This is a genomic window from Streptomyces sp. B1I3 (assembly GCF_030816615.1).
Classification (GTDB): domain Bacteria; phylum Actinomycetota; class Actinomycetes; order Streptomycetales; family Streptomycetaceae; genus Streptomyces.
Window position 1 is genome coordinate 525,448 of the sequence record NZ_JAUSYD010000001.1, and the last position, 12,853, is coordinate 538,300.

A 12,853-nucleotide genomic window follows, 5' to 3' on the forward strand; every position below is an offset into this window, starting at 1 on the left:
TGATCCCGCCGGAGGCCGGACCCGGGGCCGAACGGGCCCCTCCCGCCCCGGACCCGGAGGCCGGGCCCGTCCGTGAGGTGTCCGCGCGGCCGATCAGCGCTTGACGGCCCGCAGGACCACGAACTTCGGGTCCCCGGCCACGGTGGTGCAGTTGCCGAAGATCCGGCGGAGCTGCGTGTGGTAGCCGAGGTGCCGGTTGCCGACGACCCACAGTTCACCGCCCTGTCGGAGTGCCGCCTTCGCCCCGTGGAACATGTTCCTGGCGGTCGCGTCGGTGACCGCCTGGTGCGAGTGGAAGGGCGGGTTGCAGAGGACCAGGTCGACGCTCCTCGGCGGCACGTCCGCCATCGCGTCGCCGACCAGGAACTCCGCCTCGGCGTCCGCCCCGGTGTTGGCCCGGAAGGTCTCCTCGGCGGAGGCGACCGCCTGGTACGACTCGTCGACGAACGTGACGGACGCCTCCGGGTTGGCGAGCGCGACGGACGTCCCCACGACTCCGTTCCCGCAGCCGAGGTCCACGACGCGGTCGGGGCCCGTCCGGCCGGGCAGGTGCTTCAGGAAGAAACGGGTCCCGACGTCCAGCCGCTCGGCGCAGAAGATCCCCGCGTGGTTGACGACGGTCCGGCCCGAGACCGCGCCGACGTCGTCGGGCAGGTCGTAGCGGTACGGCCAGGGGCTGGGGACCCTGGGCAGCGCCGGGTCCGGGGTGCAGTGGATGAGCCGGGCCTTCTTGACCGCGAGGGAGGTGCGGGTCGGCCCGATGATGCGTTCGAAGAGCTTGAGGGTGGAGGTGTGGATCTCCTTCACCATGCCGGTACCGATGACGACGGTCCCGGCGTGGACGGCGGGCGCGAGCCGGTGGAGCTGGTCCTCCAGGAGCGCGAGGCTCTTGGGTACCCGTACGAGCAGGACGTCGACGCGCTCCGGCGGCGCGTCGCGCACCGAGAGCATGCGCACGGAGTCCGGCGCGGCGCCGTTGCGGGCCAGATTGGCCAGGGTGGCGCGTTGTGCGAGGTACGAGTCGGTGATCTGTACCGGGTCGTGCCCGGAGAGCGCGGTGGCGAGGGCGCCCCAGCGGTCGCCCACCACGGCCACGGTGCCTGTCAGGTCGACCGGTTCGCCGTCTTCACCACCCGCCAGCCGGCTCAGCAGGTACTCGTCGGCGGCGTCCCAGGCACGGAGCTGGTCACGCGGGTTCTCGGGATGGCGGGCGAGGTCGAATCCGCCCTGTGGCGTCGTCAAACGGTTCATATGGCGTTCAGGCTAGCCGAGTGGCGGGGAGCGCCTCGCACGCTCCCCGCCCGCGGGTCCTACGGAAGCCGCTTGTCGACGGCCGACCGGCCCTCCTCGGCCAGCCTGCGCTCCGCCCACTCCAGGTTCCCGGGGGTCAGGTCCCGGCCGGAGGCCAGTACCAGATCCTCCGCCGTGGGCTGATCGTTCCCGCCGGTGTGGAGCAGACGGTCGGGAGTGACCCCCCGCACCTCCGGCACGGATACGGATAGGGATTCGGGCTCTTCGCTCATACCGCCTCCTCGTCCTTGCGGCAATTCTCGCGCCGGGGGGACGTCACCGCATCCGATGCCGGACGAGCCACGACGGAGCCGTCACTTGACTTGCACATGATAAATACGCAGCGTTCACCCGACCGGCACCGTGCGTGTGGAAGGCTCCCGGCTCACCAGCCATCGTCCGGTGACCACGGAGCCGCTCCCGCAGAGGTCCTCGGGGCGGCGGCGCTGTCGCCGGAACATCGGAGAGGACACCCCACATGTCCGGTCGCCGTCATGTCTACGCGCGTCCGCTACTGGCCACAGCAGCCTCGATCGGCCTGCTCACCGGCCTCGCGGCCACCGCTCCAGCCGCTCCCGCCGCAACCCCCACCGCCTTCGCCGCCGCATCCACCGCCCTGGACGACACGTACTACCAGGACGCCCTGGGCAAGACGGGCACAGCGCTCAAGAGTTCGCTGCACACGATCATCAGCGACCAGACCACGCTCTCCTACAGCCAGGTCTGGAACGCCCTCAAGGACACCGACGAGGACCCGGCCGACTCCTCCCACGTGATCCTCCTCTACACCGGGCGTTCGCAGTCCGAGAACGACAACGGCGGCGACGTCGGGGACTGGAACCGGGAGCACGTCTGGGCCAAGTCGCACGGCGACTTCGGTACGTCCACGGGCCCCGGCACGGACATCCACCACCTGCGCCCCGCGGACGTCCAGGTCAACGCCGTCCGCGGCGACAAGGACTTCGACAACGGGGGCAGCGCCGTGCCGGGGGCTCCCGGCAACTACACCGACAGCGACTCCTTCGAACCGCGCGACGCGGTCAAGGGGGACGTCGCCCGGATGGTCCTCTACATGGCGGTGCGGTACGAGGGCGGCGACGCGTTCGCCGACCTCGAACCGAACGACAAGGTGGGCAACGACTCCGCCCCGAACATCGGGCGGCTCTCGGTGCTGAAGCAGTGGAACCAAGAGGACCCGCCGGACAGCTTCGAGCAGCACCGCAACGACGTCATATTCGACCGGTACCAGCACAACCGGAACCCGTTCATCGACCACCCGAAGTGGGTGGAGGCCATCTGGTAGGGGCTGGGTCCGGCCCGGTCAGGGGCCTGCGCGCAGCGCTCCACGGCCTTCTCGCGGGAGCCGAGCGCAGCAGGTCCCGGCCGGTCCGCTCGCGCAGCAGGTCCCGGCCGGTCCGCTCGCGCGGCAGGTCCCGGCCGGTCCGCTCGCGCGGCAGGTCCCGGCCGGTCCGCTCGCGCGGCAGGTCCGGCGGGCCCGGCCGGTTGCCCGGATCGACGACGGCCGCGCGCCGCCCGTCCGTCGCCATGCGGGCCAGGCCGGCGTGCAGCAGCGCGAGGGCCAGGAAGTCCGCTCCGGCCACCTCGCGCAGATGACTTCCGGCAGTGCGCGGTACGGGCCACCGCCGTCGGGACCTCGCCGTGACGGCCGCCACCCTCGCGCACGGCGGCGTCAACCCGCTGACCGGGGAGGCATGGCCGGCCTTTGTTACAGCGCCGGCTCGGCGGACACCTGCCTCACGGCCCGTACCGCCGAATGCTTCTGAGGGGCTTTCAGCGCCGGTTCCACGTTCTCCCCGCTCCTCGGCCGACCGGAACTTCCACGCCGCGAGCGGGGGCATGGGCATGCCTTCGACGACACGTACGAACAATTCGCCCATACTGTGACCGCACGGTATGAATTGACTCGTCGAGTCACCCGCTCCCCGCCCGGGGCGGGCTCAGTACCTCGATACAAGCCCAGCCCTCCGGGAGGCAACGATGGATACGGATGCCCTGACCGCCGGCACCCTGCAGAAGCTTCGGGCGACCCGGCCCTATCCGGCCCTTTCCCTCACGATGCCCACCCACCGCCGGGCGCCGGACAACGTCCAGGACGCCGCACGGCTGCGCAATCTGGTGGCTACGGCCGGCACCCGCCTGAAGGCCGACGAACGGGTCGCCCGCGAAGCGCGGGACGCCGTCAAGGCACAGATGGACCGCGCCGTCGCCGAGGTGGACCAACGAAGCGCCCTGGAGGGCCTGGTCATCCTGGCCGACTCGAACGAGTACCAGATCTGGTACGTGCCGCGCACCGTGCCCGAGCGGGTGGTCCTGAGCGATACCTATCTCACCCGGAACCTGGTCGCCGCCAAGGCCGGGGCGCGACTTTACTGGGTGCTCGGAGTGTCCGCCGAGCACGCGACGCTGTGGTCGGGGACCAACGAAGATCTGCGCGAGGAGGACGGGCGCGGCTTTCCTCTGAGCCCGCCGCACGTGAACTTCGACCCGGAGCACCAGGCCCGGAGTGGGGACACGCCGAGCATCTACGTCAACGAGGACACGCGCAACTTCTTCCGCAAGGTCGACGGCAATCTCCGCGCCGTCCTGACCGCGGACCCCAGGCCGCTGTTCCTGGTCGGCCTGCCACCGGCGCTCGCCCTGTTCGACGAGGTCGGCGAGTGCGCCGGCGCGGCCGTCTCCAAGGTCGCGAAGGGAACGACGTCGGAGACGAGCGCTCCCGAACTCCTGAAACTTCTGGGTCCGGCGCTGGAGGACTGGCACGCGCAGAGCGCTGCGGCAGTGCGGGCGAGACTCGACGACGCCCGCAGCAGCAAGTCCTTCGCCGGTGGCCTGGACGAGGTGTGGGCCGCCGTCCGGGAACGCCGCGCCGGGCTCGTCGCGGTGGAGGAGCACTTCCGTCAGACGGTCGAAGTCACGGACGAGCACCTGGAGCCGGTCGACCCCGCGAGCACCCCGCCGAACGACCGTGTCCGTGAGGACGTCGTGGACGAGCTCATCGAAGCGGCTCTGGACACCGGGTGCGAGGTCGTGTTCTGCGCGGACGACTCGCTCGTCGGACACGGACGCATCGCGGCGGCGCTGCGCTTCTGATTGGCCGGCGGGACCACACCGGCCGGCACGTCACGGGGCCGGACCCGGCGCCCGTTCCCGCGACGCACCGCGGCCGGCCTGCACGTCAGCAGGCCGGCCGCGGTGCGCCCCGGCGCGCGTCAGCCCTCCCAGGACCAGTCGGCCACCTCGGGCAGGTCCGTGCCGTGTTCCCGGATCCAGGCGTGGTGGCGGGTGCGGACGTCGGCCATCGCCTGGCGTACGGCGACGGCGCGGACGCCCAGTCCGGGCACCCGGTCGGTCACGTCCATGACCAGCCGGTAGCGGTCCAGGTCGTTGCGGAGGACCATGTCGAACGGCGTGGTGGTCGTGCCCTCCTCCTTGTAGCCCCGCACGTGCAGATGCGGGTGGCCCGCCCGCCGGTACGCGAGCCGGTGCACCAGCCACGGATAGCCGTGATAGGCGAAGATCACCGGCTTGTCGCGGGTGAAGAGGGCGTCGTACTCCGCGTCCGGCATCCCGTGCGGATGCTCCTCGTGGGGCAGCAGCCGGGTCATGTCGACGACGTTGACCACGCGGACGGCGAGCTCCGGAAGGTGCTTCCGCAGCAGGCCGGCCGCGGCCACGGCCTCCAGGGTGGGCACGTCCCCGGCACAGGCGAGGACGACGTCGGGCTCACGGCTCCCGTCGTCGGTACCCGCCCACTCCCACATCCCGGCTCCGCGCGCGCAGTGGACCCGGGCCTCGTCGAGCGTGAGCCAGTCGAAGCCCGGCTGCTTGCCGGCGACGATCACGTTGACGTAGTCGCGGCTGCCGAGCACGTGCTCGGCGGTGCACAGCAAGGTGTTGGTGTCCGGCGGCATGTACACCCGGACGACCTCGGGACTCTTGTTGAGGATGTGGTCGACGAAGCCGGGGTCCTGGTGCGAGAAGCCGTTGTGGTCCTGGCGCCAGACGTGCGAGGTGAGCAGGTAGTTCAGGGAGGCGACGGGCCGCCGCCAGGTCAGCCGCCGTGACGTGCGCAGCCACTTGATGTGCTGGTTGACCATCGAGTCGACGATATGGGCGAAGGCCTCGTACGAGGAGAAGAGGCCGTGCCGTCCGGTGAGGAGGTACCCCTCCAGCCAGCCCTGGCACAGGTGCTCGGAGAGCACCTCCATCACCCGGCCGTCCCTGGACAGGTGCTCGTCGGTCGGAAGGGTCCCCGCCTGCCATGCCTTGCCGCTGGCCCTGTAGATCGCGTCGAGGCGGTTGGACGCTGTCTCGTCGGGGCCGACTACTCGGAAGTCCCTGCGCCTGCCGGTGGCCGCCATGACGTCCTCCAGCAGGCCGCCCAGGACGCGGGTGGGTTCGTGCAAGACCGTGCCGGGCCTCTCGACCTCGACGGCGTGGTCCTCGAGCGGAGGGATCGGCAGGTCACGCAGGAGCAGCCCGCCGTTGGCGTACGGTGTCGCTCCGAGCCTGGCCGTGCCCTCGGGGACGCAGCGCAGGACCTGCGCCGTCGGCCGGCCCGAGGCGTCGAAGAGTTCCTCCGGCCGGTAGGAGCGCATCCAGGCTTCGAGCTCGCGCAGGTGGTCGGGGTTGTCGCGGACGCCGGACAGCGGCACCTGGTGCGCCCGCCAGGTGCCTTCGACGGGCAGCCCGTCCACCTCCCGGGGGCCGGTCCAGCCCTTGGGCGTGCGGAGGACGATCATCGGCCAGCGCGGGCGTTCCGTCGCCCCGTCGGTGCGGGCCGCCCGCTGGTACTCCGCGATGCGGTCGAGGGCCAGGTCCATGGCGGCGGCCAGCGCGCGGTGGACCGCGGCGGGATCGGCGCCCTGGACGTGGACGGGGTCGTGCCCGTAACCGCGCAGCAGCGCGTCGAGCTCGTCCTCGGGGATCCGGGCGAGCACCGTGGGGTTCGCGATCTTGTAGCCGTTGAGGTGCAGGATCGGCAGGACCGCTCCGTCGTGGACGGGATCGAGGAACTTGTTGGAGTGCCAGGAGGCGGCGAGCGGCCCCGTCTCCGCCTCGCCGTCCCCGATCACACAGGCGACGACCAGCTCCGGGTGGTCGAAGGCGGCACCGTACGCGTGGGCGAGCGCGTATCCGAGCTCGCCGCCCTCGTGGATGGAGCCGGGGGTCTCGGGGGCGACGTGGCTGGGCACCCCGCCCGGGAAGGAGAACTGCCTGAACAAGGCGCCCATCCCGGGGGCGTCGCGGCTGACATCGGGGTACGTCTCCGAGTAGCTGCCCTCCAGCCAGGAGTTGGCGAGCACGGCCGGGCCGCCGTGGCCCGGACCCCAGACGCAGAGCATCTGCCGGTTGCGTTCCTTGATCACCCGGTTGAGGTGGGTGTGGACGAGGTTGAGTCCGGGAGAGGTCCCCCAGTGGCCCAGCAGACGAGGCTTGATGTGTTCCCGGGTGAGGGGTTCCGTCAGGAGCGGGTTGGCCATCAGGTAGATCTGCCCGACGGCCAGGTAGTTGGCGGCACGCCAGTGCGCGTCGAGCGCCGCGAGGTCCGCGTCGGACAGCGGCGACGCGGCCGGCGGTACGGACGGTGCGGGCACGGCGGACGGGGCGGGGGCGTCGGTCATGAGCGTCTCCTAGCGGGTGTCCGGCTCGGGGCCGTACCAGACGGTGGTGGCGTTGCAGAACTCGCGGATGCCGTGCCCCGCGAGCTCGCGCCCGTAGCCGGAACGCTTCACCCCGCCGAACGGCAGCGCCGGGTGCGAGGCGGTCATGCCGTTGAAGAAGACACCGCCCGCCTCCAGGTCGCGTACGCAGCGGCTCATCTCCTCCTCGTCCCGCGTCCAGACGTTGGAGCTGAGCCCGAAGGGGGAGTCGTTGGCGAGCTTCACGGCCTCGTCGAGATCCGCGACCCGGTAGAGCGTCGCCACGGGGCCGAAGCTCTCCTCGCGGTGGATGCGCATGCCGGACGTGATGCCCGCGAGAACGGTCGGCCGGTAGAACCAGCCCCGCTCCAGGCCGCCGCCCAGCCCGGGGGGACGCCCGCCCCCGCACAGGACGGTGGCCCCCTTGCCCACGGCGTCGTCGACGAGTTCCTCGAGGTCGGCGCGGCCCTGTTCGCTGGCGAGCGGGCCCACGTCGGTCGACTCCTCCATCGGGTCCCCGACGGTCAGGGCGCGCATCCCGGCGGTGAACCGCTCGGCGAAGTCGTCGTACACGTCGGTGTGGACGATGAAACGCTTGGCCGCGATGCACGACTGCCCGTTGTTCTGGGTGCGGGCGGTCACGGCGATCTCCGCGGCCCGGGCGATGTCCGCCGACGGCAGGACGAGGTAGGGGTCGCTGCCGCCCAGCTCCAGCACCGTCTTCTTCACCTCGTCACCGGCCACGGCGGCGACGGAGCGCCCGGCGGGTTCACTGCCGGTGAGTGTCGCCGCGACGACCCGGGGATCACGCAGGATCGCCTCGATGGCGCCCGACCCCACGAGCAGCGTCTGGAAGCAGCCGGCGGGATACCCGGCCCTGGTGAAGAGGTCCTCCAGGTACAGAGCGGTCTGCGGCACGTTCGAGGCGTGCTTGAGCAGGCCGGTGTTGCCGGCCATGAGCGCGGGCGCGGCGAAGCGCATGACCTGCCAGAGCGGGAAGTTCCACGGCATGACGGCGAGGACGGTGCCCAGCGGGCGGTAGTGCACACGGGCCCGGGACGCCCCGGAGTCCTCGACGTCCGCGTCCCCGGGGTGCTCGTCGGCGAGCAGCCGCTCGGCGTTCGCCGCGTACCAGCGCATGGCCTTGGCGCACTTGGCGGCCTCCGCCCGGGCGGCCGCCAGCGGCTTTCCCATTTCCGTGGTCATGATGCGGGCGATGTCCTCCCGGTCCTCGTCCAGCAGGTCTGCGGCCCGGTTCAGCAGGCGGGCCCGCTCGTCGAAGCCGGTGGTGCGGTGACGGCGGAACGCGCGGTCGGCGGCATCGAGCCTGCGCTCGATCTCCTCGGCATCCAGTGCGTCGAACGTTCTGAGAGTCTCGCCGTTCGCGGGATTGACCGTCGCGATGGGCATGGCTGTGGCCTCCTTGCATCGGTGCTTCGACCGTGCCGCGCCACGCTCCGCCGCGCAACGCGGCCCCCCGTGCACACGTACCCGGCCGGCGCGGATCATGCGTACGGGTCGTACGCCGTCCGCGCCGGCCGGGTGGCCGTCCGCCTGTCAGACGAGTTCGGCGACCGGCCGGGGACGGAACGCGTCGCCCGAGGGGAGGGGCGTGCGCGGCAGCAGTCCGGTGGTGTGCGGCGTCTGCGCGTAACGCGTGAACCAGACGACTTTGCCGTCATCGGTCCGGCAGGTGCCCCAGCTGTCGCTCAGGGCCATGACGCGGCTGAGGCCGCCGCCACCGCCGCTGAGCAGCCTGGGCATCCGGGACCCTTTGTCGGCGACGGACACCGTCAGGTGCCGTCCGGTCCAGCGCAGTTCGACGACGCACCCGCTGTCGTCACCGACATGCCTCTGGACGTTGGTCAGGAGCTCCTCCGCGGCCCGGCACACCGGCCGGACGTGGAGATCGAGACTCCAGTGGCGAAGGTGCGCGGCGACTATGCGCCGGAGCTGGGAAATGCGCTCAGCCGACACCTGCATTTCGACCTGGTAGTGCCGGTCGAGTGGAACGGTCATCGTCGAGGCTCCTCACCGCGAGGCCCACGTGCTTCACCCCGTCTGAACCAACGACCCCCGAACACGAAGCGTGAGCAGTCATCACTTCTGGGTCACTCATCAGGGTGACTCGAATGAGCCGGTTGCGCAACCGAGAGCCGCGGCACCCGGTCACGGCAGGTAGGGCAGCACCTTGTCCGGCGTGAGCGGCAAAGCGCGGAGCCGGGCACCCGTGGCGTGCCGTACGGCGTTGCCGATGGCGGCCGCCGTGCCGACGATGCCGATCTCGCCGATGCCCTTGCTTCCCATGGGGTTGAGGTGGGGGTCCTCCTCGTCGATCCAGTGCGCCTGGATGTCGGGGACGTCGGCGCAGGAGGGCACGTGGTAGGAGGCCAGGTCCCGCTCGGTGAAGTCTCCGTACACCGCGTCCATCGTGCTGCCCTCGGTGAGGGCCATGCCGAGCCCCATGACCATGCCTCCGACGAACTGGGAGCGCGCGGTACGGGCGTTGAGGATGCGCCCGGCGGCGAAGACTCCGAGCAGCCGGCGTACCCGTACCTCACCCGTGAGGGAGTCGACCGCCACCTCGGCGAAGTGCGCGCCGAAGGCGTGCCGTGCGTACGGGGACTCCTGCGCCGCCTCCCGCTCGGTGTCGGCCGTGGCCGTGATGCCCTCCGGCGGGACCGGTCCGGTGTGCTCGGCGAGCCTGCGCACCAGGGCGGTGGCGGCCTTGTGCACCGCCGTGCCCCAGGACGCCGTGCCCGAGGAGCCCCCGGCCACGGAGCCCGCGGGCAGATCGCTGTTGCCGATGTCGATGCGGACGTTCTCCTGCGGTGTGCCGAGCGCCGAGGCGGCGATCTGCGCGAGGACGGTACGGGCACCGGTGCCGATGTCGGTGGCGTTGACGCCGATCCGGTAGGAGCCGTCGGGCACGGCGGTGGCGGAGGCGGCGGACGGTGAGAGGAGTACGGGGTACGTCGCCGAGGCGACCCCCGTGCCGAGCAGCCACTGCCCCTCCTGCCGGGAGGCGGGGCTCGGGTCCCGGTCGTACCACCCGAACCGCCGCGCCCCTTCGTCGAGGCAGGCGATGAGGTTCCGGCTGCTGAACGGGCGGCCGCTGTCCGGCTCGGCCGCCGGCTCGTTGCGCAGCCGGAGTTCGATCGGGTCGAGCCCCAGCGCGCAGGCCAGTTCGTCCATGGCCGACTCCAGGGCGTACATCCCGGAGGCCTCCCCCGGCGCGCGCATCCAGGACGGGCTGGGCACGTCCAGGGCGGTCACCCGGTGCGCCGTGCGGCTGTGGGGCGAGGTGTACATGACGCGGGCGGGTACGGCGGCCTGCTCGACGAACTCCTTGACGGTGGACGTGTGCGTGGCGATCTCGTGCGCCACGGCGGAGATGACACCCTCGCGGTCGGCACCGAGCCGTACCCGCTGCACCGTCGGCGCGCGGTGCCCCACGATCGCGGGCATGTAGCGACGGGGCACGGCGAGTTGGACCGGGCGCCCGGTGTGGCGGGTGGCCATCGCCGCCAGGACCACCTGGGGGCGGGGAGTGCCCTTGGAGCCGAAGCCGCCGCCGACGTGCTCGGAGATGACGGTGATCCGGTCCCGGTCGATCCCGAGGGCCTGGGCGAGGCTCTCGCGCACGGTGGTGGAGCCCTGGCTGGAGTCGTGCACCGTCAGATGCCCGTCGGCCCAGGTGGCGGTCGAGGCGTGCGGCTCCATCGGGTGGTTGTGGAGTCCGCCGAGGGTGTACGTCGCGTCGATCCGCACGGGCGAGGCGGCGAACGCGCCGTCGAAGTCACCGCGTTCGCGGACGGCCGGGTAACCGCCGTTGGCCTGTTCGGGAGTGCGGAGACCCGGGTGGTCACCGGTGAACACGACGTCGTGGCCGGTGGTCGCGTACTCGACGCGGACGGCGTCGGCGCCCTCCCGTGCCGCCTCGAGGCTCTCGGCCAGGACCAGGCCCACGGGCCAGCCCCGGTGCGGCACCCGGTCGTCCTGGAGGACGGCGAGGACCGGGTCGTCGGGCTCCTCGAGCCGCGGCGCGTTGTCCGGGGTCAGGACGGTGTGTACCCCCGGCACGGCGAGCGCGTCGGCGGTGCGGACCGCCGTGACGCGGCCCCTGGGCACCGCGGCGGGGACGATCCAGCCGTACAGACAGCCGGGCGGGGTGTGCTCCGCGGCGTAACGCGCGGCGCCGGTGACCTTGTCCCGGCCCTCGCGGCGGACGACGGGGGCGCCCAGCGGCTGGGGGGCGTGGCTCATGACGGTGGTCCTCGGTTCGTCGGAGGGGTCGGGCAGGGTGGTTCACCCGGCCGGCGTGGCCGGGGAGGTCAGCTCGGTCAGGGCGCCGACGGCCAGGTTGCGGGCCAGCCCCACCTTGAAACCGTTGTCCCGCAGGGGTCTGGCGGCCTCCAGTTCGGCCTCCACCGCCCGCGCGAAGGCCTCGCGGCCGGCGGGTGCTCCGCGCAGGACGTCCTCCGCGACCCGCGCACGCCACGGGCGGTGGGCGAGCCCTCCGAAGGCGAGCGACACGTGCGCGACGCGGCCTTCGCTCACCGTCAGCGACACCGCGACGGAAGCCAGCGCGAAGGCGTACGAAGCGCGGTCGCGGGCCTTGCGGTACAGCGATGCCGCGCCGTCCGGGCGGGGCGGCAGCACCACCTCGGTGATCAGCTCCCCCGGCCTGATGACCGTGTCCTGGTCGGGGTTGTCGCCGGGCAGCCGGTGGAAGCCGGTGACGGGCACGGTCCGTTCGCCCTCGGGCCCGTACAGCCGGACGGTGGCGTCGAGCGCGGCGAGGGCGACCGCCATGTCCGAGGGGTTGGTGGCCACGCATTCCGGCGAGTGGCCGAGCACCGCGAGATCGCGGTGCGCCCCCTCGCGGGCCGGGCATCCCGAGCCGGGGCTCCGTTTGTTGCAGGGCTTGGAGATGTCCTGGAAGTACGGGCAGCGGGTGCGCTGGAGCAGGTTCCCGGCGGTGGTCGCGGTGTTGCGGAGCTGCCCGGACGCCCCGGCCAGCAGTGCCTGCGACAGGGCGGGGTAGTCCGAGCGGACGTCGGGGTGGGCGGCGAGATCGCTGTTGCGTACGGTCGCACCGATGCGGAGGCCGCCGTCGTCCGTCCGCGTCACGCGGTCCAGCGGGAGCCTGCTGACGTCGATGAGCACGCCGGGCGTCTCCACCCCGAGCTTCATGAGGTCGACGAGGTTGGTGCCGCCGCCGAGGAACCGGGCACCGGGGCGCTCCGCGCTCGCGTGGACGGCTTCGGCGACGGATCCGGGGCGCAGGTAGGCGAAGGGTTTCACGGGGCCACGTCCTCGATCGCCTGAACGATGTGCGGGTAGGCGCCGCACCTGCAGAGGTTGCCGCTCATCCGTTCGCGGATCTCGTCCGCCCCGAGCGGTGCGGGCCCCTCGTGGACGGCCGCCGTCCGCGGGGTGACGTGGGACGGAAATCCGTCCGCCGCCTCGTCGAGCATGCCGGCCGCCGAGCAGATCTGCCCGGGGGTGCAGTACCCGCACTGCAGTGCGTCCCTCTCCAGGAAGGCCGCCTGGAGAGGGTGCAGCCGGTCGCCGTCCGCCAGGCCCTCGACGGTGGTGATGCGGGAGCCCTCCTGGGCGACGGCGAGGAGCAGGCAGCTGTTGGCGCGCCGGCCGTCGACCAGTACGGTGCAGGCGCCGCACTGGCCGTGATCGCAGCCCTTCTTCGCACCGGTCAGCCCGAGGTGTTCGCGCAGGGTGTCGAGCACCGTGGTGCGGTGGTCGAGCGTCAGGGTCCGCTCGGTGCCGTTCACGTGCAGGGTGACGGTCGAGCGGTCGCCTTCGGCCTGGGCCTGCGCGGCGGCGCCGCGCCCGGCGGGGGTGGGGTCCATGTACACGTACCTTCCGGATTCCGGTCG

11 protein-coding genes are annotated in these 12,853 nt (G+C 72.2%); 2 read left to right on the forward strand and 9 right to left on the reverse strand.

Features of this window, described 5'->3' with window-relative positions; all coding sequences use genetic code 11:
- Nucleotides 1–93: 93 nt before the first annotated feature.
- Entirely contained in the window at nucleotides 94–1,251 is a 1,158-nt protein-coding gene (locus QFZ58_RS02705) for a methyltransferase (protein WP_307123269.1), read from the reverse strand.
- A 59-nt stretch (nucleotides 1,252–1,310) separates the two neighbouring features.
- A complete protein-coding gene (locus QFZ58_RS02710) occupies nucleotides 1,311–1,523 on the reverse strand; it encodes a hypothetical protein (RefSeq protein WP_307123270.1) in 213 nt (70 codons plus the stop codon).
- Nucleotides 1,524–1,768: 245 nt separating this feature from the next.
- On the opposite strand from QFZ58_RS02710, the gene QFZ58_RS02715 reads away from it, so the two are divergent.
- Nucleotides 1,769–2,593 carry an endonuclease I family protein gene (locus QFZ58_RS02715; RefSeq protein ID WP_307123271.1) on the forward strand — a complete coding sequence of 275 codons (825 nt, stop codon included), beginning with the start codon at nucleotides 1,769–1,771 and terminating at the stop codon, nucleotides 2,591–2,593.
- Here the strand turns inward: QFZ58_RS02715 and QFZ58_RS02720 are convergent.
- On the reverse strand, nucleotides 2,556–2,891 hold the full coding sequence (locus QFZ58_RS02720) for a hypothetical protein (RefSeq protein WP_307123272.1): 336 nt from the start codon (nucleotides 2,889–2,891) through the stop codon (nucleotides 2,556–2,558). The two genes, QFZ58_RS02715 and QFZ58_RS02720, sit on opposite strands and share 38 nt — an antisense overlap.
- 397 nt (nucleotides 2,892–3,288) lie before the next feature.
- On the opposite strand from QFZ58_RS02720, the gene QFZ58_RS02725 reads away from it, so the two are divergent.
- A complete protein-coding gene (locus tag QFZ58_RS02725) occupies nucleotides 3,289–4,401 on the forward strand; it encodes a chemotaxis protein (protein WP_307123273.1) in 1,113 nt (370 codons plus the stop codon).
- Between the two features lie 119 nt (nucleotides 4,402–4,520).
- On the opposite strand, the gene QFZ58_RS02730 is transcribed toward QFZ58_RS02725, so the two are convergent.
- From QFZ58_RS02730 to QFZ58_RS02755, 6 genes are all read right to left on the reverse strand, one after another.
- On the reverse strand, nucleotides 4,521–6,935 hold the full coding sequence (locus tag QFZ58_RS02730; RefSeq protein WP_307123274.1) for a phosphoketolase: 2,415 nt from the start codon (nucleotides 6,933–6,935) through the stop codon (nucleotides 4,521–4,523).
- 9 nt (nucleotides 6,936–6,944) lie between these two features.
- The gene (locus QFZ58_RS02735) at nucleotides 6,945–8,363 is read right to left on the reverse strand and encodes an NADP-dependent succinic semialdehyde dehydrogenase (protein WP_307123275.1); all 1,419 of its coding nucleotides are present in this window, start codon (nucleotides 8,361–8,363) and stop codon (nucleotides 6,945–6,947) included.
- Between the two features lie 147 nt (nucleotides 8,364–8,510).
- Complete coding sequence (locus QFZ58_RS02740) at nucleotides 8,511–8,972, reverse strand: ATP-binding protein (RefSeq protein ID WP_307123276.1); 462 nt, start codon at nucleotides 8,970–8,972, stop codon at nucleotides 8,511–8,513.
- Nucleotides 8,973–9,122: 150 nt separating this feature from the next.
- Nucleotides 9,123–11,219, reverse strand: a complete 2,097-nt coding sequence (locus QFZ58_RS02745; RefSeq protein ID WP_307123277.1) for a xanthine dehydrogenase family protein molybdopterin-binding subunit — start codon at nucleotides 11,217–11,219, stop codon at nucleotides 9,123–9,125.
- 42 nt (nucleotides 11,220–11,261) lie between these two features.
- A complete protein-coding gene (locus QFZ58_RS02750) occupies nucleotides 11,262–12,260 on the reverse strand; it encodes a xanthine dehydrogenase family protein subunit M (protein WP_307123278.1) in 999 nt (332 codons plus the stop codon).
- The gene (locus QFZ58_RS02755) at nucleotides 12,257–12,826 is read right to left on the reverse strand and encodes a 2Fe-2S iron-sulfur cluster-binding protein (protein ID WP_307123279.1); all 570 of its coding nucleotides are present in this window, start codon (nucleotides 12,824–12,826) and stop codon (nucleotides 12,257–12,259) included. The genes QFZ58_RS02750 and QFZ58_RS02755 overlap by 4 nt, the downstream gene beginning before the upstream one ends.
- Nucleotides 12,827–12,853 lie beyond the last annotated feature (27 nt).